The following is a 21,683-nucleotide window of genomic DNA, read 5'->3' as shown; positions in this document are numbered from 1 at the left end:
TCGTCCCGAACGACGTCGAGGGACGATGGGAGGGGAGAGCAGCCGATCGGCGTCAGCCATCGGCGAGGATCGCCTCGGTCTTGCCGATCGCGCCGGGCGAACCGACGTCGAACCACAGCCCCTGGTGGACCATGCCATACGCGCGCCCGGCGTCGATCGCGCGCTCCCAGAACAGCCGCGTCGAGAACGGCCCCTCGGGCCAGTCGCGGATCACGCGCGGCGACAGGATCTGCACGCCGGTATAGACGAACGGCGCGGGCTTGCCGGGGGTGCGCCATCCGGTGATGCGGCCGTCCGCCGCCAGCCGGAAGTCCCCCATCCCGACATGGTTGTTGGCGCGCGCCAGCGGCACCATCAGCAGCAGCGCGTCCATCCGCGCGTCGTCCCACTGCGCCGCGAGCAGGCGGATCGCATCGGTCGGGCCGTCGATCCACAGATTGTCGCTGTTGACCACCACGAACGGCGCGTCGCCGATCAGCGCGCGCGCCTGGACGATGCCCCCGCCCGTCTCCATCAACCGGCCGCGCTCGTCCGACACGACGATCTCGATGCCCTTCACCCGGTTGCGCAGATGCGCCTCGAGCGCGTCGGCGAGGTAATGCACGTTGACGATCGCGCGCTTGACGCCGGCCGAGCGCAGCCGGTCGAGCGCATGGTCGATCAGCGGCTTCCCCGCGACTTCGATCAGCGGCTTGGGGCGCGTCGCGGTGAGTGGGCGCATCCGCTTGCCCAGCCCCGCCGCCATCACCATCGCGGTCTCGGGCACGTGCGCATCCGGGACGGGCCGCAGCGCGAGCGTCTTCTTGGCGGTCATGCCTGTGCCACCTGCATCGGATCGCCGCGCAGCGCGGGCGGAATATTGGCATCGAACCACGCCGCAACGGGCGCGAGATCGGGATGCGCCAGATCGCGTTCGAGATAGCCCCACACGCGCGGGCACAGCGCCGCGTAGCGCGGCTTGCCGTCGCGTCGCCACAACCGCGTGAAGATGCCGATGATCTTGGCGTTGCGCTGCGCGCCGAGCACGCGATAGGCGGTGTCGAACGCGTCGCCCGCGCCGGTTTCGGCATGGTAGCGCGCGAGCATCGCGGTCTCGATCTCCACCGGCACGTCGCGCCGCGCGTCCTGGAGCAGCGAGACCAGATCATAGGCCGGGTGGCCGGCGAGCGCGTCCTGGAAATCGAGCAGGCCGAAGCTGCCGTCTTCGAGCAGCATCAGATTCTCGGCGTGATAATCGCGCAGCACCGTCACGCGGGGGCCGTCGAGCGCCGCTTCGAACACGGCGTCCCAGGCGGCGGTATAGCCGGCATGGTCCACCGCGATGCCGACCGCCGGGCAATACCATTCGGGGAGAAGATCGACCTCACGGTGGAGCACGGCGCGATCATAGGGCGGCACGTCCCCCGCCGCGTGCTTGTGCAGCGCGACCAGGATGTCGATCGCCGCGGCGTAGAGCGCCGCCTCGCGCGCCGGCTCGGCATCGGCGGTCTCGCGCAGCCGGTCGTCGCCGAAATCCTCGATCAGCACGAGACCATGCGCCAGATCGCTGCCGAGGATCGCGGGCGCGCGAAAGCCGCGCTCGGCGAGCCAGCTCGCGATGGCGATGAACGGGCGCGGATCTTCCTGCGGCGGCGGCGCGTCCATCAGCACGGCACGGCGATCGGGCGCGACGACGCGGAAATAGCGGCGGAACGAAGCGTCGCCCGCGAGCGGCAGGATCTCGGCATCGCCCCAGCCAAGCGCGCTGAGGAAATCGCGCGCTTGCGCGGGCGGAATCATGGAAAGGGCCATCGCGCCTTCCATGCCGCCGGCACCTGCGCTGTCAAGCGGCGGCCGCCATCGGGGGTGAATTCGATCGCGAGCGCCAGCGCCTCGGGCCATGCGCCGGGCGCGCGATCGGGCCATTCGACGATCAGCAATGAATCCGCCGCCGCCTCGTCGAGCCCCAATTCCGCGATCTCCTCGGGGTCTTCGATGCGGTAGAGATCGACGTGCAGCACCGGCAGGGCGGTTTCCGGCGGCGCATAGGGCTGGACGATCGCGAAGCTCGGCGACGGCGCCTCGCCCTCGAGGCCGAGCGCGGCGAGCAGCCCGCGCGCGATGCTGGTCTTGCCCGCGCCGAGCGAACCGGTCAGCGTGATGACGTCGCCGGGGCGCACCAGCGCGGCGAGGCGCGCGCCGAACGCCGCGCTCGCCGCTTCGTCGGGGAGCGCGATCGTCATCGGTTTCGCGGCAACAGCACGGTGATCGCGGTGCCGGCGCCCGGCTCCGATAACAGTTCGATCGTCCCGCCATGCGCCTCGACGAACTGCTTGGCGAGCGGCAATCCCAGCCCCAGCGCGCGCTCGCCGTCGCGGGTCACGCCGGGCTGCGCGAACCGGTCGAACGCGCGCGCCACGTCCTGCGGGCTCATCCCCGCGCCGTCGTCCGAGACGACGATCCGCGCCGCGCTCGAATCGCCGTCGACGTGGAGCAGGATGCGGCCACCCGGCGGCGTCCCGGCGACGGCGTGGCGGAGCAGATGCTCGATCACCTGGCGGATGCGCCTGCTATCGCCGCGCACGATCCCGGCGGAGGGCATCACCTCGACCACGAACTCCAGCTTGCGTCGATCGGCCAGCGGCCCGACCGCGCGCGCGGCACCACGCGCGAGCGGCACCAGATCGACCTCCTCGCGGACGGCCGCCGGCTCGGGCTCGTCGCTCTGCGTGAGATCGAGCACGTCGTCGACCAGCGCGCCGAGCCGCTGCACCGATTCGAGGATCGCATCGACATAGCTCGCCGCCGTATCGTTGAGCTTGCCGCCATACCCTGCGCTCAGCATCTCGGCGAAGCCGCTGATCGAGGTGAGCGGGGTGCGCAACTCGTAGCTCATATTGGCGACGAACGAGGTCTTGACCCGGTCGGCCGCCTCCAGCGCCTCGTTGCGGTCGCGAAGCGCCGTCTCGATGCGCCGCCGGTCGGTGGTGTCGAGCATCGTGAACAGGCCGTTGCCGTCTGGCAGCGGCACCGCGGCGAACTCGAAATAGCGCCCGTCGGCGAAGCGCACCTGCCCGCCGCGCTGCTGCCGCTCGACCGTGGCGGCGCGCACCAGGTCTCCGATCAGCGCCGCGCGGTCGGGATTGGCGAGCCTCGGCGCGGCCTTCTCGGCGAGCGCATCGACGCGCGGATGCGTCGCCAGGAACGCCTCGTCGAGATCCCACAACATGCGGAACTTGTTGTTCCACAATTGCAGCCGGCCATCGGCGGCGAACACGCCGAGCGCCTCGAACAGATTCTCGAACGTCGCGGTGCGCACCCGCAGCAGCGTGTCGAGCCCGCTCGCGAGCTGGACCTGTTCGGTGCGGTCCTCGAAGATCAGCAGCAGCCCGCCATCGGGCAGCGGCTGCGCGACGACACGCAGATGCACGCCGCCGGGCAGATGCCATTGCTCCTCGATCACCCCGCCGGTCGCGACGAACCAGCCGCGCCGCTCCGCCTTCCAGCCGGGAAAATCCCGCACTTCGGGCAGGCGGTTGCGTTCGCGCATATGTTCCAGCACGCGATCGAACTCGGGCGAGTCGGCGAGCCACTCGCTTTCGATGCCGAAGATGCGCTGGAACGGCTGGTTGAAGAAGGTCAGCGCGCGGTCCGCGCCGAATTGCGCGACCCCGGCCGAAAGCCGGTCGAGCGTCGCGCGTTCGGTCTCGCCGAGCCGCTTGATCGCCGCGCGCGCCTGTTCGAGATCCTCGATATCGACGGCGAAGCCCGCGACCCCGCCATCGGGCATCGGCACGTCATAGACGCGCAGCATCCGCCGCTCGCCCTTGATCGTCGCGGGCATCGCCTTGACCTGCAACCGGTTGGTGTCACGCGCCGCGACCGCCCCCGCGAGCGGGCCGCCCCGCCCGCCGCCTTCGAGCAGTTCCAGGCCGCGCGCCACCGCGTCCTCCGGGTCGGCGGCATCGACCGCGTCGGCATAATGGCTGTTGACCATCGCCAGCCGCATATCCGCGCCGCGATACCACATCGGCATCGGCGCGGCCTGGATCAGCCCGGTGAGCACGTCGAACGCGCGGTGCGCGGCGGCGACCTCGTCGCTCAGCCGCTCGATCTCGGCGAGCGTCTCGGTCGCGTCGAACACCCAGAGCACCACCCCGCCGGGCGCACGAAGCTCGCTCGCCGCCTTGGCGCCACGGATCATCAGCGTACGCGACGCGCCAATCGCCCGCACCGAGCGGCTGAAGGGGCGCCCCGATTTCTGCGTCGCCGCGATCTCGGCGGCGAGCGCATCGGCATCACGCGCCGACAATCCGCCAGCCTCCCCCGCGAGATCGGCGAGATAGCGCGGCGGCGCGGTCAGGCCCAGCCAGTCACCGAACTGCTCGGGCGCATCGACCCGCCCGTCCGCACGCACGATCACCGCCAGCGCGGGGGAGGCTTGGAGAAGCGCTGTGAGCGAGCCGTTCTCCGCCACCGCCGCCGCCGCGTTCCGCTGCGCCAGCAACCCGCGATACAGGGCATAGATCGCCCCCATCAGCACAAGCGCGACGATCGCGCCCGCCATCAGGGGCTGCGCGGTGCTCATCACCGCGATGACTTGTCAAAAGGTCGACGCGGACATCGCATCAGCATTCCATATAGCGGCGCGAGGCGAATGGAAGAGCTTCGCGGCATTCGAGCCGACGTGAGATCGCCGGTCTCACACCAAAAAGGCCCGGCGACGGCCGGGCCTTTCCTTGACGGGCCAGCGCGCGAAGCGCCTCGCCTCAGAGCTTGACCGAGGCGCCGATATACATGAACCGACCGATGTTGTCGTAAACGCTTTGACCAAGGCTGGTGCCGAGAATGCCGTAAGGCGGCTTCTTGTCGGTCAGATTGTCGACGCCACCGTAGAAGCGGAACGTCTTGTTGACATCCACGGTCGCACGGATCGCGTGATAGAACACCGAAGGATAATATTCGACATCGGCATAATAGGGATCGAGCGGCGCAACCCCGTAGGTCTCGTGTTGCGATTCCCAATCCGTGATCGACTGACGACCGATATAGCGAAGCTGATAGCCGAGCGTGAAGTTGCTATGCGTGTAGTCCGCCGAGAAGGTAAACTTGTAGATGGGATCGCCAAGCTCACCCTTCACCCGGTCCGGCTGGCTGGGATTGTCGAGGTACGGATAATCGGTCCGCGTATCGACATACGTCCCGACGAAGCGGAGCGCGACCTTGTTCGAACCGCCGAAACTGCGGTTGTACGCAAGATCCACGTCGATGCCGCGTGCGTCCAGCGCCGCGAAGTTGACGACGCTCTGCAGCAGCGCGGGCCGCGCGAACAGGCCGTTGGCCTGACGCGGGTTGATGAGCTTGCAGAACTGGTTGTCGAGCGACGCGCCATCATAACACGCGTCGAGGATGGTCTGCGCGTCCACCGGGTTGATGACGTTGCTGATCTTCACATCATACCAATCGACGGTGAACGACAGGCCCGGCACGTAGCGCGGCTGGAAGATCGCGCCGACGGTCCAGCTCCGCGACTCTTCCGCCGTCAGATTGGGGTTGCCTCCCGACAGATACTCGGTGCTGCCCGCGCGTGCCACGTCATTGACGAAGTTCGCCGGCACGCCTGCCGCCGCGCAGTTCGCCGCACGGGTCGCCTTGCCCTTGTTGATGAAGTTCGCGTCGCACGGATCGTTAAGCAGATCGAAGTTCTGCGAGTTGGACGAATAGAGATCACCAAGCGACGGCGCGCGGACCGACTTCGAATAGTTCACCCGGAATTTCACGTCACGAATCGGCGCATAGATCGCGCCCGCATTGTAGGCGAAAACGGTTCCCGTCGACCCCTTATAGTCCGCGACCCGGCCCGCGCCGTTGATGGTCAGTTCGTGGACGAACGGCAAATCCTTCAGCAGCGGCAGTTCGAGCTCGCCATAAGCCTCCTTCACCTCGAACGACGGCGGGTTGAAGTCGGCGATGGCGTTGAAGAACGTGTCGCCGCCCTTGATGACATCGTCATAGGCCTGGAACGCCGTCTCACGACGATATTCGCCACCGATCGCGAACCGCACCGGACCGCCCGGCAACTCGAACAGTTGCGAGCTGTCGCCGACGAGGTTGGCGTTGACGTCGAATTCGGTCGCTTTTGCGCGGCTGGTCGAGGTCGTGTTGATGTAGTTCAGCGCCGCCTGGCTCGGCGCACCATTCCCGAACAGGTTGATCGGGACGCAAGCCGCGTCGGTGACCGTGACCTGGTTGACGCGGCAGACGATCTGCCCCGCGCCGTTGCGCACCGCGTCCGCCGCCTTCTGGAAGCGGGATTCGATGCGGTTGTTGTAGAACCGCGAGTTGCTGTGGAACTCGCCGTAATTGACCGAGACGTCGTATTTCCAGTCGGTGTTGAACGTCCCCTCGAAGCCGGCGACGATGCGGTAGGTGTCACGCCGATCGAATTCGTCGCGCGTGCCGAGATCATTATTGTTGCGATTGAGCCGGAAAAACTCGGACCCGGCCGGCAGCGCCGCGCGGATCGTCGCGGCGGCACCGGGTTGCAGATAGGCGTTGTCGAAGAAGATCGGCACGCCCGAACCGAGATAGGTGCTGGGATCAGCGTCCGGACCGCCCTGCTCGCCGCCCTGCCCGAAGGTTGGCTGACCCTGGCTGAACGCTTCGACGCGGACGAACTTCGCCTCGAAAAACGGCTTGAACCCCTCCGACACATCGAAATGCCCAAGCACATTGGCGACATAGCGCTTCAGCGAAGGATCGAGCGTGCCGCGATCGTTGAGCGTCGCGCCGCTGCCGCCCTGGTTGTTGTTCGACCCCGCCGGCCGGAAGTCCGTGCCGTAATTATATTCGTACAGCGAGCCATTGGGATTGAACCCGTAGATGCGCGGATATCCGTTCGGAAGGCAGCCGGCAGGCGCGCCGCCGCCGCACGAGCGTACGCCGGAGCCGTTATAGGCGATGAAATTGCCGCCATTGTCATAGCCGTAGCTGTGCACGCCGGTCAGGAAACGCCGGTCCGGGATGGTGTTGTCCAGACCCGGATTGTCGACCAACTGGAACTGGTTGCGCCCCGAAAACGCGCCGGTCAGATCGTCGCGGTCGGCATATGTCACCATATCCGAATTGTTGTATTCGAGGTTGACGGCGATGTTGCCCCGGCCATCCGCGAAATTCTTGCCGAACGTGCCCGACAGCCGCTGCGTACCGCGTCCGCCGCGTGAACTGATCCCGGTCTGGGCGTTGAGCGAAGCGCCGTCGAAGTTCCGCTTGAGCACGAAGTTGACGACGCCGGCCATCGCATCCGAGCCGTAAACGGCTGAACTGCCGCCCGTCACGATGTCGATGCGATCCACCAGGTCCGTCGGGATGGTGTTGACGTCCACAAGGAAGTCACCCGCCGACGACGTGATATGCCGTCGGCCGTTGACGAGAACGAGCGTACGAACCACGCCGAGGCCGCGCAGATCGAGGAAGTTGACGCCCGACGTCCCGATATACTGCGTCGAGTTCGACTGGCTGTAGGTCGAACGCAGCGACGGCATCGTGTTGAGAACGTCGCCGAGCACGATCGATCCCGTGCGGGTCACATCGGCGGCGGTCAGCGTCGTCACGGGGATCGGCGAGTCGAGCGTCGGCCGCGCGATGCGCGATCCGGTCACGACGATATCGGTAGGCGCTTCGTCGGCCGGCGCCGCGACACGCGGGTTCACATCTGTGCCCACAGCCGGGACAGGCTCGGAGGAGGTTTGCGCGAACGCTGGGCCGGAGGCCCCCGCAAGCGTCAGAGCGATGGCCGAAACGCTTAAAGCGAGACGATCACGACGGAAAAGGAACGCCGGCATTGGAAACCCCTGTTAATGAACCCCGGAAGCCCCCTCCCGATCATCATGACAATCCATTCACGAACGCGATGCAACCCGTCGGAAAAGATTGTGTCATTCTGTTGTAATGTTGCAACAAAAAGGGCGCCCCCGCCGGCAAGCGGGGGCGCCCCTAGAACGCTTCAATGCGTTCCGATCAGTACCGGTAATGATCCGGCTTGAACGGCCCCTCGACCGGCACGCCGATATAATCGGCCTGCTTCTGGCTGAGCTTGGTCATCTTCACGCCGAGCTTTTCGAGGTGCAGCGCCGCGACTTTCTCGTCGAGGTGCTTGGGCAGGACGTACACGTCGTTCTTGTAGTTCTCGGCCTTGGTGAACAGCTCGATCTGCGCGAGCGTCTGGTTGGTGAAGCTCGCCGACATCACGAACGACGGGTGGCCGGTCGCGTTGCCGAGGTTCACGAGGCGGCCCTTCGACAGCACGATGATCTGCTTGCCATCGGGAAACTCGACGAGATCGACCTGCGGCTTCACCTCGGTCCACTTGTAGTTCGACAGTGCCGAAATCTGAATCTCGCTATCGAAATGGCCGATGTTGCAGACGATCGCCATGTTCTTCATCGCCTTCATGTGATCGGCGGTGATGACGTCGGCATTGCCGGTGGCGGTGACGAAGATGTCCGAGCGGGTGACCGCCTCTTCCATCGTCACGACCTCGAAGCCTTCCATCGCCGCCTGCAGCGCGCAGATCGGGTCGACTTCGGTGACGAGCACGCGCGCGCCGCCGTTGCGCAGCGACTGCGCCGAACCCTTGCCGACGTCACCGAAGCCGGCGACCGTGGCGACCTTGCCGGCGAGCATCACGTCCGTGCCGCGACGGATCGCGTCGACGAGCGATTCCTTGCAGCCGTAGAGGTTGTCGAACTTCGACTTGGTGACGCTGTCGTTCACGTTGATCGCCGGGAACGGCAGTTCGCCCTTCTTCGAGATCGCATACAGGCGGTGAACGCCGGTCGTGGTCTCTTCCGACACGCCCTTGATGTTCTTGACGGTCTCGGTGAGGTAGCCGGGCTTCTTGGCGATGAACGCCTTCAGCGCGCGCTGCATCTCGACCTCTTCCTCATTCTCCGGCTCGGGCATGGTCTGGCCGGCCTCGAGCTTGGCGCCCCACAGCGCGAACATCGTCGCGTCGCCGCCATCGTCGAGGATCATGTTGCAGGTCTGGCCGTTGCCATCGACGTCCCAGTCGAAGATCGAGCCGACATAGTCCCAATAGTCCGCGAGGCTCTCGCCCTTGATCGCGAACACCGGCACGCCGGTCGCGGCGATCGCGGCGGCGGCATGGTCCTGCGTCGAGAAGATGTTGCAGGTCGCCCAGCGAACGTCGGCGCCCAGCGCGGTCAGCGTCTCGATCAGCACGGCAGTCTGGATCGTCATGTGCAGCGAACCGGTGATGCGCGCGCCTTTCAGCGGCTGCGACGCGCCGAACTCGCTGCGCAGCGCCATCAGGCCGGGCATTTCGGTCTCGGCGATGTTGATTTCGGCACGGCCGTAATCGGCGAGGCTGATGTCGGCGACGACATAGTCGTTCTTGCGGTCGAGTACGGTGGCCACGTGAGAAATCTCCGGTTTACGCGGTTGGATGGGGCGCGCTCTAGCGCGGGATCGGCTGCGGATCAAATATAAAGATGTCTTTATATGCTCTGTTTGGTTCCCCCGCGAAAGCGGGGGTCCAGAGCCGCAGGCGGTGTTGTCCGTGGTTCTGGACCCCCGCTTCGGCGGGGGAACTGAAAAGTTCGCGCGCCATGTCACATCCACGCACGCTACCTCGTCAGGTCAGCACAATCCCGAAGGAGCCTGACGATGACCACCCGCGTGAACTATCTCGCCGCCGCCCCCGAGCTGATGAAGGCGTGGTTCGCCTTCTCCGTCCAGGTCGCCGAAAGCGGCCTCGAAAAGCCGCTGCTCGAACTGGTCAAGATCCGCGCCTCGCAGATCAACGGCTGCGCCAACTGCCTCAACATGCACACCTATGAAGCGCGCCAGGCCGGCGAGACCGAGCAGCGCATCGCGCTGATCGCGGCATGGCATGACGCGCCGGTGTTCACGGATCGGGAGCGCGCCGCGCTCGACTGGACCGATCATCTGACGCAGATTGCCACCAAGCGCGCGCCCGACCATGTGTATGCCGCGCTCGCCGCGCAGTTCAGCAAGGAGGAACAGGTGAAGCTGACAATGGCGATCACCGTCATCAACGCCTGGAACCGGATCGCGATCGGCTTCGACATGTTCGATCCGAGCTACGGCTGGAAAGCGTGAGCGCCAGCGCCGCCGCGTTCGACGCGCAGCGGCCGATGCTGCTGCGCGTCGCCTACCGCATGCTCGGCTCGGTCGCCGATGCGGAGGATGTGGTGCAGGACGCCTGGCTGCGCTGGACGGCGGCGGATCGCGGCGACGTCGCCGTGCCCGCCGCCTTCCTGCGCCGCACGGTGACGCGGCTGTGCCTCGATCACCTCAAATCGGCGCGGGTACGGCGCGAAGACTATGTCGGCCAATGGCTGCCCGAGCCGGTCGTCGAGGATACACCCGAGGACGACGTGACGCTGCCGCTGATGCTCGCGCTCGAACGGCTGTCGCCGCTAGAACGCGCCGCCTTCCTGCTCCACGACGTGTTCGGCGAGAGTTTCGAGGATATCGCCGGCGCGCTCGGCCGCGACGCCGCCGCCTGCCGGCAACTCGCCGCGCGGGCACGCGCGCACGTCCGCAGCGAACGGCCGCGCTATCCGGTCGAGCGCGCACACGGACTCGAGATCGCGCGCGCCTTCTTCGCGGCGGCGCGCGGCGGCGAGATCGGCGCGCTCGGCGCACTGCTCGCCGACGATGTGGCGATGTATTCGGACGGCGGCGGCAAACGCCCGGCGGTGGCGCGAGTCCTTCATGGCGCGGACGAGATCACCCGCACCCACGCGGCGCTGGCGAAGCTCGCGCGCGGCCGCTCGGCCGAGTTGCTGCGTTACACCCTGGTCAATGGCCTGCCCGGCTTCATCACGCGCGAAGCCGACGGCATCTTGCAGACCACCGCGCTGTTGATAGAGCACGGGCGGATCAAGGCGATCTACGTGATGCGCAACCCCGACAAGCTCCGCCATCTCGCGCATCTCGACGCTTGACGCACACCGCTTGCGCCCCTGCCCCGCCCCGGCTAGGCGACAGCTTTAATGTCACCCTCCGATCATCGCCCCGCTTCGCAGATCGCCGGAAGCGCCGTCTTCCCGCATCGGCACCTCACCGGCATCGACGGCCTTCAGCCGCACGAGATCATGTTCCTGCTCGACGAGGCGGAGCATTGGGTCGAGGCCAACCGCAACCGCACCAAGAGCGACAAGCGGCTGGAAGGCCTCACCCAGATCAACGCCTTCTTCGAGAACAGCACGCGCACGCTGCTGAGCTTCGAGATCGCCGGCAAGCGGCTCGGCGCCGATGTCGTCAACATGCACGCCGCGCAGTCGAGCGTGAAGAAGGGCGAGACGCTGATCGACACCGCGATGACGCTCAACGCGATGCGCGCCGACGTGATCGTGATCCGCCATATGTCCTCGGGCGCGGTGCGGCTGATCGCGGGCAAGGTCGATTGCCCGGTTCTCAACGCGGGCGACGGCCAGCACGAACACCCGACTCAGGCGCTGCTCGACGCGCTGACGATCCGGCGGCGCCGCGGCCATATCGCCGGGCAGACCGTGGTGATCTGCGGCGATATCCTGCACAGCCGCGTCGCACGGTCGAACATCCTCGCGCTGACCGCGCTCGCCGCGCGCGTGCGCGTGTGTGCGCCCTCGACGCTGATGCCGGTCGATATCGAGAAGATGGGCGTCACCGCCTTCACCGATTTCGATGAAGCACTGGACGGTGCGGACGTGGTGATGATGCTGCGCCTGCAGAACGAGCGCATGTCGGGCGGGTTCATCCCCTCCAATAGCGAGTTCCATTTGCGCTACGGGCTCACCCCGGCGCGGCTGGCACGCGTACCGGAGGCGCTGGTGATGCATCCGGGGCCGATGAACCGTGGCGTCGAGATCGATTCGGCGGTGGCCGACCATCCCGGGCAATCAGCTATCACCGAACAGGTCGAAATGGGGGTGGCGGTGCGCATGGCCTGCCTTGATGTGTTGACGCGGCGTGCGCGCGGCGTGGAGGGCTGGGCATGAACCGCACTTTAGCACTGCTCAACGCCACGCTCGTCTGCCCGGTCGCGGGCGTCAGCAAGGGTGGTGTGCTGGTCGCGGGCGACCGCATCGCCGCGACCGGTCTGTTCGAAGTGCCCGAGGGCGCCGAGCGGATCGATTGCAAGGGCAAGCTGCTCGCCCCCGCGATCGTCGATCTCGGCGTGTTCGCGATCGATCTGCCGGCGTTCCATGCGGGTGGGATCGTGCGCGTCGGGCTGATGCCCGATCAGTCGCCGGTGCTCGACAACCCCGGCCTGGTCCAGCGCGCCGCGCTGATCGGCCGGCCCGATCTGTGGATTCACCCGATCGCCGCCGCGACACGCGGGCTGGCCGGCAAGGATCTCGCGGAGATGGCGATCAACCGTGAGGCCGGCGCGCGTGCGGTCGGCACCGGCGCGAACTGGATCGCGGACTCAGGCGTGATGCGCAAGGTGCTCGCGTATGCCGGCGATCTCGGGCTGACCGTGATCGCGCACGCCGAGGATGCCGGCGTCGCCGGGGCGGCGGTCGCGACGGCGGGCGAGACCGCGACGCGGATGGGCCTGCCCGCCGCGCCCGCCATCGCCGAGCCGCTCGCGATCGCGCGCGACCTGATGCTGGCCGAGGATACCGGCGCGGCGCTGCACATCCGCCAGGTGACCACCGCCGCCGGGTTCGATCTCGTCCGCGCCGCCAAGCGGCGCGGCGTGCGCGTGACCTGCGGGATCACGCCTGCCCATCTGTTCCTGTCCGATATCGCGATGAGCGACTTCCGCACCTTCGCGCGCCTCTCCCCGCCGCTGCGCGCCGAGAGCGATCGCCAGGCGGCGCTCGCGGCGGTGCGCGACGGCACGATCGACGTGCTGTGCTCGGGCCACGAACCGCGCGGACCCGAGGCCAAGCGCCTGCCCTTCGCCGATTCGGACGCCGGCATGGCCGGTGCGGAAACCTTGCTCGCGCTCGCGCTCGGGCTGGTGCGCGACGAGTTGGTGACGATCGACCGGCTGTTCGCGCTGCTCGCGCTCAACCCCGCCAAGGTGCTCGGCGTGCCGACGGGCATGCTCACCCCCGGCGCCCCCGCCGACGTGCTGCTGCTCGACGAACATGCGCCGTGGCAGATCGAGTCGGACCGGCTGGTCGCCAAGGCGGGCAACACCCCGTTCGACGGGCTGCCCGTTCAGGGCAAGGTGCTGCGGCTGTTCAAGGGCGGCGCGACGCTGGTCTGAGCTCAATCTCCGTTCGTGCCGAGTAGCGGCCGAGTAGCCCGCAGGGCGTATCGAGGTCGCGTATCGAGGCATAGGTGATCTGTGCTTCGATACGAGCTCTCGATAAGGTTTCGCCTACTCGATCTCTACTCGGCACGAACGGGGAGACTTCAAGCCTCGAAGCCCGGCGACAGCCGCTCTGCCTTGCGCAACGACGCCGCCCAGACCAGTTCGGCGGTCGAGCGTTCGCCCTGGAGCGGGTTGCGCGGGCGCGCCATCTGGCGGCGCACCTCGTCCTGCGCGGCTTGCGGCGCGATCAGCACATGGTCGCGGCCGACGCTCAGCGTGCGGACCTGCGCGGTGCAGGCGGTCTCCAACTGATGGATGTTGGTCCACGCCTCGCCCGGTGACGCGCCGAGCGCGAGCGTGCCGTGGTTGCGCAACAGCATCAGCTTGGTCTCGCCGAGATCGGCGACCAGCCGCTCGCGCTCGTCGAGGTTGAGCGCGACGCCTTCATAATCGTGATAGCTCAGCCGCGGGATGATCGCGAGCGCGCGCTGATTGAGCGGCAGCAGCCCCTCGGCATGCGCCGACACCGCCATCCCGTCGGGGCTGTGGAAATGCGCGATGAACAAGGCATCCTCGCGCGCGCCGTGGATCGCGGAGTGGATGACGTACCCGGCATAGTTGATGCCATACTCGTTAGGCTCGACCAGAGTCCCCTCGAGATCGATTTTGACGAGGCTCGACGCGGTGATCTCGTCGAACCCGAGGCCATAGGGGTTGATGAGGAAATGATGCTCCGGCCCCGGCACCCGCGCGGAGATATGGGTGAAGATCAGATCATCCCAGCCGTTGATCGCCGCGAGCCGGTAGAAAGCGGCGAGATCGACGCGCGTGCGCCATTCCGCTTCGCTCCAGCGCGTGCGCGTTTCCTGGAAAGCCGTTGCCATGATGAACCTCCTTGTGGATCAATTGGCGGCGAGCGACTGGAACAGCCCCTTGCCGACATTGGTATCGAACGCCTCGCCGATCGGGCGCTTGGCCGTGATGAGACCGGCAGCCTCGAACCGTTTGGCGATGACGCGCTCATGTTCGACGATGCCGCCGTCGATCGGCACCGAGATGCGGTTGTTGCGATCGAAGCTCGCGCGCGCAATGTCGAGCGGCAGCCCGGTCTCGCGCGCGAGCACCTGCGCGAACGCATCGGGATGCGCGCGCGCCCAATCAAGCGCCTTGGCCTCGCGCTGAAGGAAATCACGCATCAACGCCGCCTTGGGCGCGATCGCGGCGGCATGCGCAACCTCGAAGCTGACCGGCAGTTCGTAATCGCGCGCATCGACGACGGTCCGCGCACCTTCCTTGATCGCGACGCTGATATAAGGCGGCCAGATCGCCCAGGCATCGACCGTGCCATTGTCGAACGCGGCCTTGGCGTCGGCGGGCGCAAGGAACGTCACCTTGACGTGATCGGCCGGGATCTTCGCGCGTTCGAGCGCTTGGAGCAGGATGTGATGCCCGATCGAACCGCGCGTGGTCGTCACGGTCTTGCCGACCAGATCGCCGACCGCGCGGATCGGCGACCCCTTGCGCACGATCACGCCGAGCGCGTCGCGCGGGTTACCGGCGGTCGCCAGCGCCCCCACCGCCTTCACCGGCGCGCCGCTCTGATAGGCGAAGATGAACGGCGCGTCGCCGGCCAGCCCAAGGTCGGCCGCCCCCCCTCCGACTGCCTCCATCAGCGGCTGGGCGGCCGGGAATTCGGACCATTCGACGCGATACGGCGCATCCTTGAGCACGCCCGCCGCCTCCATCATCGCGCGCGTCGAGCCCTTCTGGTTGGCGACGCGCAGGACGGCGGTGTCGGGACTGCCGCTACATGCCGCCAGCGTGAACAGTGCGAGTAACATCGCGAACACCCCACCACCGTTCGCCCTGAGCTTGTCGAAGGGCATGCCAAGCGGGGTTCGGCGCGTTTGGCGCACGTGCTTCGACAAGCTCAGCACGAACGAATGGAGAGGGCCGGTGTTGAAAGCCATCTTAGCCCGCAAGCGCCAGGCTGAGCTTCTCGCGCTCGGCGACCTTGCGGCGCACCAGCGGCAACAGCTCGCGCCCATAATCGATCGCGTCGCCGAGCGGATCGAAGCCGCGAATCAGGAAATGGTCGATGCCGATGTCCCAATATTCGAGCATGCCGTCCGCGACCTGTTCGGGCGTGCCAACCAGCCCGGTGCTGTTTCCCGCCGCCCCGGTCAGTTGCGCGACTCCCGTCCACAACCGCGTGTCGCGGCGGGTCGCGCTTGCGGTGTCGAGCAGCCGCAGCGATCCGGCGTTGGGCGGACGGTGGCCGCTGATCGGCAGGCCCGCCGCTTCGCGGTTGGCGCGGACCTGTTCGACGATGGCGTCGGCCTTCTTCCACGCCGCTTCCTCGGTATCGGCGATCACCGGGCGCAGCGACAGCGAGAAGCCGGGGCGGCGGCCATAGCGCGCCGCCGATGCGCGCACCCGGCGCACCGTTTCGCCGACCTGCTCGAGCGTCTCACCCCACAGCGCGTAAACGTCGGCGTGGCGGCCCGCGACCTCGATCGCCTCGTCGGAGGATCCGCCGAAGAACACCGGCAGATTGTCGGGCTTGATCGCGCTGAACGCCTGCCGCACTTCGTAGAAGCGGCCCGAATGGTCGAACGGCTTGGCCGCCGTCCATTCGTTGCGCAGGACGGTCAGATATTCGTCGGTGCGCGTGTAGCGCTCGGCCTTGTGCGTGCCGGTATCGCCGTCACGCGCCATCTCTTCGTCGGCGCCGCCGGTGATGATGTGCACCGCGACCCGCCCGCCCGAAAGCTGGTCGAGCGTGGCGAGCTGGCGCGCGGCCACGGTCGGCTGCGTGAAACCCGGCCGGTGCGCGACCAGGAAGCCGAGCGTGCTGGTGATCGCGGCGGCATGCGCGGCGACGATCTGGCTTTCCGGGCTGTTCGAGCCGAACGGGATCAGCACGCGATCGAACCCGCCCGCCTCCTGCGCCTTCGCGGCCGCCTCGACATAGTCCTTGTCGAGCACGCGGCTGCGCACCGCTTCCTGCGTTTCGGAGCCGTTGTTGAACCCGATGTAACCGATGAACTTTACGCTCATGGAATGTCTCCCTTGGAGCAATGTCAGATGACGTAGAAACCGTGGGTGCCGTCGTTCTGGAGCTGCGCGACGAGGCCATATTCCCAGTCGAGATAGGCCTGCATCGCCGCCTGCTTGTTGTCGGTGCCCTCGTAGGGGCGCTTGTAGCGGCCCTCCGGCCCGCGCGGCGCGGGTGCGCCGTCGGGCCCGGTTTCGAGCGTGCCGGTGAAGTCGGCGTCGAGCACGAACACGTCCCAGCCGAGCTGCGCCAGCCACGACGCGGTCATGTCGGCGCGCGGACCGAGATCGTCGGAGAGCACGATGCGCGCGCCGCGCACCGGCGCGTAATGGTCGGTCTCCTGCACGAGCTGCCCGCCCTGCGCGTTGCGGAAACCCGGCAGATGCCCGTTGGCGAAGACATCGGGCTGGCGCACGTCGTACAGGTAGAGCGTGCGCGTGGTGTCGGCCTTGAGCACCTCCAGATCGGCCCAGGTCAGCCGCTTGACGCCGGCGCGGTACGCGACGCTGCGCGCGGTGACACGGGCCTCCTCGGCGCTCTCGCCAGCGGGCTCGGGAGCGGTGCGCGCCTGGCCGGTCTCGAGCGACTGGCCGGCGAGCGTCCAGCCGATCGTGCCGTTGCGCAGCGCGAACACCTTGTTGGGCAGTTTCGCGTTGATGAGCGATTGCGCGCCGATGATGCTGCGCGTCCGCCCCGCGCAATTGACGATGATCGTCGTGTCGGGGTCGGGCGCGGCGGCGCGCGCGCGCAGCACCAGCTCGGCGCCGGGCGAACTCTGGCCGCCGGGGATGCTCATCGTGTGATATTCGTCGTAACGGCGCGCATCGAGGATCGCGATGTCGGCCTTCTCGGTGATGAGTGCCTGCACCTCCTCGGCGGGAAGCGAGGGGGTATGGCGGTTGTGCTCGACCAGCTCGCCGAACGCCTTGGAGTAGCTGTTGACGTCCTCGAACAGCTCGTATCCAGCCTCGCGCCACCCCGCGAGCCCGCCTTCGAGCGTCCGCACATCGGTAAAGCCGAGCGCCTGGAACGCCGCAACGGCGTCGGCGGCGAGACCCTCGCCGTTATCGTACACGACCACCAGAGTGTCGAGCCGGGGAATGCGCCAACGCGCCTCCACCGCGATCCGCCGCAGCGGGATCTGCGCCGCGAACAACGGATGGCCGAGCGCGAACGCCGCCTCCTCGCGCACGTCGATCAGCGCGATCTCGTCGCCGGCGAGCAGCGCGCGGCGGATGTCCTGCGGGGTGATATTGGTCATGAACGATCCCAGATGTTGGGGAGCACGCCGTTGGCGTATCCCGAGATGAAGCGTTTGGGGGTGCCGTCGGCGGCGTAGGTGGCGCGCTCGACCGCGCCGATGTTGCCGCCATAAACGTGGATGCTGACCGAGGGGCCGTCGTCGCGCCCGTTGGCGACGCGGTGGATGTCGCCGATGTCGGGGCCGACCGCCTCGACCTTGCCGGCTTCGAGCAGGACTTCGTCCCCCGTCGGCACGACCGCGCCGTCCTCAAGGCGAACATAGCGTTGCACCCGCTCGGCGCCGCGCAGCACACCGACCAGCCCCCAGACGCGGTGGTCATGCACCGGCGTCGCCTGCCCCGGCCCCCACACGAAGCTGACCACGCTGAAGCGTTCGCGGCTGTCGCAGTGGAGCAGATATTGCTGGTAGCGCTCGGGGCTGGGCACCGCGAACGCATCGGGCAGCCAGTCGTCGCGCGCGATCAGCCGCCCGAGCAGCGCCGATCCGGTCGCGAGCACCTCATGCTGGTGGCGGCTGGTCTCGATCAGCTCGGCGAGCCGCGTCACGAAATCGCGCAGCGGCGCGGTATCGGACGCCGCCGTGATCGGGCTGATCGCGTTCACGCGCGCACGCGGGCGAGATGGACGACGCCCTCCTCCGCCGCCGGCGCGCGCTCGACGCCGAGATGCCCGAGCAGCGTGTCCCGCAGGCTCCGCGCGAGTCCGGTGCGGTCGCCGCGCTCGGCGGTGATCCGTTCCTCGGCGACGATGCGGCCGCCGTCGAGCACCAGCACACGATCGGCGAGCGCGATCGCCTCATCGACGTCATGCGTCACCAGCAGCACCGCCGGGCGGTGCGCGCGCCACAGCGACAGCACGAGATCGTGCATGCGGATGCGGGTGAGCGCGTCGAGCGCGGCGAACGGCTCGTCGAGCAACAGCAACTGCGGCTCGCGCACCAGCGCGCGCGCCAGCGCGACGCGCTGCGCCTCGCCACCCGACAGCGTCAGCGGCCAGGCGTCGAGCCGGTGGCCGAGCCCGACCTCGTGCAGCGCGCGTTCGGCGCGTTCGCGGATCGTCCCGCCTTTCAGCCCCAGCGCGACGTTGCGCCACACGGTCTTCCACGGCAGCAGCCGCGCGTCCTGGAACACCACCGCCCGCGCCGAGGGCACCGACACGTCCTGTCCGCGCACCTCGTCCATGCCGGCGAGCGTGCGCAACAGCGTGGTCTTGCCCGACCCCGAGCGGCCGAGGAGCGCGATGAACTCGCCCGGTGCGATCTCCAGGTCGAGACAATCGATGATCGTGTTGGCGCCGAAGCGCCGGGTGAAGTTGCGCAGCCGCACGGCGGGGGCCGGCGCATCCGCCGTCTTGGCGAGCAGGAAGCCTCGGGCGACGTCCATCAGTTTTGCTCCACGATGCTGGGGCGCCATGCCAGGGCGCGGGTTTCGACGGCGCGCACGATCCAGTCGGCGCCCAGGCCGAGCAGCGCGTAGACCATCAGGCAGACGACGATGATGTCGGTGCGCATGAAATCGCGCGCGTTGTTGATGAGATAGCCAAGCCCGGCCGAGGCGTTGATCTGCTCGGCGATGACCAGCACGATGATCGCCACCGACAGCGAGAAGCGCAGCCCCACCAGCAGCGAAGGCAAAGCCGCGGGCAAGATGACGTGCTGGATCAATTCGATCCGGCTGAGGCCGAAGCTGCGCGCCGCGTCGATCAGCCGCGGATCGACCGCACGGATGCCGCTGTACAGGTTGAGATAGACCGGGAACACCGTGGCGAAGGCGATCAGCGCGATCTTGGTGGTCTCGCCAATGCCGAACCACACGATGAACAGCGGCGACAGCGCTACCACCGGGATGGTGCGCTTGATCTGCATGAGCGGATCGACCGTGATCTCCCCCGATCGCGACAGCCCGGCGACCAGCGCGAGCACGACCCCGACGCCGATCCCGATCGACAGCCCGATCGCCGCGCGCCCGAACGACACCAGCAGGTTGCTCGGCAACTCGCCCGAGGCGATCATCGCGAACAGCGCACCGAGCACGGCGGACGGCGCGGCGAGCGTGCGTTCGGGGATCAGCCCAGTGCGCGAGCCGAGTTCCCACAGCAGCAGCAGCACGAGCGGCGAGAGCCAGCGCCCGAGCAGCCGGGCCGGAAATCTGAACGATAAAGCGTGCCGGCGCGGGGCACTCAGGGCATAAGCGGTCATGTCTGGCCGTCCCAAAGGTCTGGAGGCCCGAGGCAACAGCAGAATGCCTAGCGGTTCAATCGAGTTTACCGAGGGTACGTATAAGCATCGCTCATACATCCTACGAACCTCGTTTTTACAATCACTTATATCGCTTCACAGCACTCTGGCGCCGGGCAAAGAATAAGTTTGCACCGCTCAATGCATAGTACATTGGTAGGAGTTCGTTCCTGATCGATACTCGGCGCGGCGAGCCGCCGATCACCGATGAAGGACACCCATGCCCGTCAACCTGCCGACGACCTTGCTGCGCAGCTTCGTGGCGATCGTGGATTCGGGCTCGATGCTCAACGCCTCGGAACAGGTGTTCGTCACGCAATCGGCGCTCAGCCTCCAGATCAAGCGGCTCGAGGAGTTGCTGCAACAGGCGCTGTTCGTGCGCGAGGGGCGGCGGCTGACGCTCACCCCGGCGGGCGACATGATGCTCGATTATGCGCGGCGCGTGCTCGATCTGCACGACGAGGCGATCGCGGCGATCAACACCGGTCGGTTCGCCGGTCCGGCGCGGGTCGGGATGGTGCAGGATTTCGCCGAAAGCCTGCTCACCGGGCTGCTCGCGCGCTTCTCCGAACTGCACCCCGACGCGCAGATCTACGCGCGGGTGGCGGGCACCGCCGAGTTGCAGGGGCTGCTCGAACGCCGCCAGCTCGATATCGTGCTCGGCTTCGCGGCGGGCGGCGATCCGACCGCGATCACCACCGCGCCGATGAGCTGGTACGGCGACGCCGATCTGGCGCGGCGCAACGTCATCCCGCTCGCGGTGCTGGAGCCGCCGTGCCGTTTCCGCGAGGCTGCGATCCGCGCGCTGGAAGAGGCTGGCCGCCCCTATCGGATCACCGTCGAGACGCCCAACCTCACCACGCTGCGGTCGGCGGTGTCGGCGGGACTCGGCCTCACCTGCCGCACGCATCTGTTCCTGCGGGACGTCGCGCCGGTCGCGCCGCTCCCCCTCCCCGATCTGCCGCGCGTCGCCTGTATCCTCCAGACCGCCGAAACGCTCGACGGCGCCACCCAGCGCCTCGCCGATCTCGCGCGCGAGACCGTGCTGGCGCTGGGATAGCCGCAGGAACGGAAAATATTGGGAATCCTCATCGGTCGCGCGCGGCTTCTCGTTGGCCGCGCGCGCGCTGGGCTCGCTACGCTTCAGGCAATGAGGAGGCACGACCGATGACCGAGACCTTGAAGGCGGCCTATGCCGCATTGCAGGCCGAGCGTGAGCGCGACTGGGCACCCGAGCAACTCCGTGCGAACGCCGCGACGCGGGCGGCGCTGGTCCGGGACTATAATCCGCGCCATCACGCGCAGGTCGGCGAACTGGTCGACGATTTCACGCTGACCGCCGAGGACGGCACCGCGATCCGCCGCGACGATCTGATCGCGCACGGGCCGGCGGTGCTGATCTTCTATCGGTTCGGCGGCTGCCCGGCCTGCAACGTCGCGCTGCCCCGCTACGACCGCAGCCTCTCGCCCGTGCTGGCGCGCGCGGGGATCCCGCTGGTCGCGGTCAGCCCGCAGGCGCCGGTCGATCCGGCGCTGCGCGCGCGGCACGGGTTGAGCCTCACGCTCGCCTCCGATCCGAACAACGCGCTCGGCGACTGGCTCGGCATAACCTTCACGCCCCAGGACACACCGGCGATCGCCCCCGGCCAGAGCTGGATCGGGTCGATCACCGGCACCGGCACATGGGTGCTGCCGCAACCGACCGTCCTGGTCCTCGATCGCGCCGCGCAGGTGCGCTTCATCGCGGTCAGCCCGGACTGGATGGACCGGCCCGAACCCGAGGCGATCCTGGCGGCGTTACCGGAGGCGGGCATAGCGGCGGCTGCCTAATCCACCGTTCGTGCTGA

19 protein-coding genes are annotated in these 21,683 nt (G+C 67.7%); 6 read left to right on the top strand and 13 right to left on the bottom strand.

The genetic code is table 11. The features are described from left to right. Positions 1-52 precede the first annotated feature (52 nt). The 6 genes from PX554_RS14815 to ahcY form a co-directional block, all read right to left on the bottom strand. Entirely contained in the window at positions 53-814 is a 762-nt protein-coding gene (locus PX554_RS14815; protein ID WP_093224087.1) for a nucleotidyltransferase family protein, read from the bottom strand. Next, entirely contained in the window at positions 811-1,779 is a 969-nt protein-coding gene (locus PX554_RS14810) for an aminoglycoside phosphotransferase family protein (RefSeq protein ID WP_275503312.1), read from the bottom strand. Before PX554_RS14810 ends, PX554_RS14815 begins: the two co-directional genes overlap by 4 nt. Continuing rightward, positions 1,776-2,222 (bottom strand): tRNA (adenosine(37)-N6)-threonylcarbamoyltransferase complex ATPase subunit type 1 TsaE, encoded by a 447-nt coding sequence (gene tsaE, locus PX554_RS14805; RefSeq protein ID WP_093224091.1) that lies wholly within the window; start codon positions 2,220-2,222, stop codon positions 1,776-1,778. The genes PX554_RS14810 and tsaE overlap by 4 nt, the downstream gene beginning before the upstream one ends. Beyond that, on the bottom strand, positions 2,219-4,567 hold the full coding sequence (locus PX554_RS14800) for a sensor histidine kinase (protein WP_275502976.1): 2,349 nt from the start codon (positions 4,565-4,567) through the stop codon (positions 2,219-2,221). The genes tsaE and PX554_RS14800 overlap by 4 nt, the downstream gene beginning before the upstream one ends. A 181-nt stretch (positions 4,568-4,748) precedes the next feature. Beyond that, a complete protein-coding gene (locus tag PX554_RS14795) occupies positions 4,749-7,691 on the bottom strand; it encodes a TonB-dependent receptor domain-containing protein (protein ID WP_275502972.1) in 2,943 nt (980 codons plus the stop codon). Positions 7,692-7,998: 307 nt separating this feature from the next. Then, positions 7,999-9,417: an adenosylhomocysteinase gene (gene ahcY / locus PX554_RS14790; RefSeq protein WP_093224097.1), complete on the bottom strand. Its 1,419-nt coding sequence runs from the start codon at positions 9,415-9,417 to the stop codon at positions 7,999-8,001. A 249-nt stretch (positions 9,418-9,666) separates the two neighbouring features. Here ahcY and PX554_RS14785 point away from each other — a divergent pair, with 249 nt between their 5' ends. The 4 genes from PX554_RS14785 to PX554_RS14770 are packed head-to-tail and all read left to right on the top strand — an operon-like array spanning position 9,667 to position 13,231. Next, on the top strand, positions 9,667-10,122 hold the full coding sequence (locus tag PX554_RS14785; RefSeq protein ID WP_275502968.1) for a carboxymuconolactone decarboxylase family protein: 456 nt from the start codon (positions 9,667-9,669) through the stop codon (positions 10,120-10,122). Next, entirely contained in the window at positions 10,119-10,973 is an 855-nt protein-coding gene (locus PX554_RS14780) for a sigma-70 family RNA polymerase sigma factor (protein WP_275502966.1), read from the top strand. Before PX554_RS14785 ends, PX554_RS14780 begins: the two co-directional genes overlap by 4 nt. A gap of 48 nt (positions 10,974-11,021) precedes the next feature. Next, a complete protein-coding gene (locus PX554_RS14775) occupies positions 11,022-12,008 on the top strand; it encodes an aspartate carbamoyltransferase catalytic subunit (protein ID WP_275502964.1) in 987 nt (328 codons plus the stop codon). Continuing rightward, positions 12,005-13,231, top strand: coding sequence for a dihydroorotase (locus tag PX554_RS14770; protein ID WP_275502963.1), 1,227 nt, complete (start codon positions 12,005-12,007; stop codon positions 13,229-13,231). Before PX554_RS14775 ends, PX554_RS14770 begins: the two co-directional genes overlap by 4 nt. Before the next feature lie 149 nt (positions 13,232-13,380). Here the strand turns inward: PX554_RS14770 and PX554_RS14765 are convergent, their stop codons facing one another. The 7 genes from PX554_RS14765 to PX554_RS14735 all read right to left on the bottom strand — a co-directional run bounded on the left by PX554_RS14765 (position 13,381) and on the right by PX554_RS14735 (position 19,797). Next, complete coding sequence (locus PX554_RS14765; protein ID WP_275502961.1) at positions 13,381-14,163, bottom strand: class II aldolase/adducin family protein; 783 nt, start codon at positions 14,161-14,163, stop codon at positions 13,381-13,383. Between the two features lie 18 nt (positions 14,164-14,181). Beyond that, entirely contained in the window at positions 14,182-15,120 is a 939-nt protein-coding gene (locus PX554_RS14760; protein ID WP_275502958.1) for an ABC transporter substrate-binding protein, read from the bottom strand. Between the two features lie 130 nt (positions 15,121-15,250). Further along, the gene (locus tag PX554_RS14755; RefSeq protein WP_275502957.1) at positions 15,251-16,339 is read right to left on the bottom strand and encodes an LLM class flavin-dependent oxidoreductase; all 1,089 of its coding nucleotides are present in this window, start codon (positions 16,337-16,339) and stop codon (positions 15,251-15,253) included. Between the two features lie 23 nt (positions 16,340-16,362). After that, positions 16,363-17,598, bottom strand: coding sequence for a rhodanese-like domain-containing protein (locus PX554_RS14750; RefSeq protein WP_275502955.1), 1,236 nt, complete (start codon positions 17,596-17,598; stop codon positions 16,363-16,365). Continuing rightward, a complete protein-coding gene (locus PX554_RS14745; RefSeq protein ID WP_275502952.1) occupies positions 17,595-18,203 on the bottom strand; it encodes a cysteine dioxygenase family protein in 609 nt (202 codons plus the stop codon). The genes PX554_RS14750 and PX554_RS14745 overlap by 4 nt, the downstream gene beginning before the upstream one ends. Further along, the gene (locus PX554_RS14740) at positions 18,200-18,982 is read right to left on the bottom strand and encodes an ABC transporter ATP-binding protein (RefSeq protein WP_275502950.1); all 783 of its coding nucleotides are present in this window, start codon (positions 18,980-18,982) and stop codon (positions 18,200-18,202) included. Before PX554_RS14740 ends, PX554_RS14745 begins: the two co-directional genes overlap by 4 nt. Next, the gene (locus PX554_RS14735; protein WP_093224116.1) at positions 18,982-19,797 is read right to left on the bottom strand and encodes an ABC transporter permease; all 816 of its coding nucleotides are present in this window, start codon (positions 19,795-19,797) and stop codon (positions 18,982-18,984) included. The genes PX554_RS14740 and PX554_RS14735 overlap by 1 nt, the downstream gene beginning before the upstream one ends. Before the next feature lie 259 nt (positions 19,798-20,056). Between PX554_RS14735 and PX554_RS14730 the strand changes: the two genes are divergently transcribed. Next, positions 20,057-20,896 carry a LysR substrate-binding domain-containing protein gene (locus PX554_RS14730; protein WP_093224118.1) on the top strand — a complete coding sequence of 280 codons (840 nt, stop codon included), beginning with the start codon at positions 20,057-20,059 and terminating at the stop codon, positions 20,894-20,896. A 107-nt stretch (positions 20,897-21,003) separates the two neighbouring features. Beyond that, on the top strand, positions 21,004-21,666 hold the full coding sequence (locus PX554_RS14725) for a peroxiredoxin-like family protein (protein WP_275502944.1): 663 nt from the start codon (positions 21,004-21,006) through the stop codon (positions 21,664-21,666). The last annotated feature ends 17 nt before the right edge of the window (positions 21,667-21,683 follow it).

The organism is Sphingomonas pollutisoli, from assembly GCF_029167165.1.
Lineage (GTDB): Bacteria > Pseudomonadota > Alphaproteobacteria > Sphingomonadales > Sphingomonadaceae > Sphingomonas > Sphingomonas pollutisoli.
This window is presented reverse-complemented; position numbering and strand designations above follow the sequence as displayed.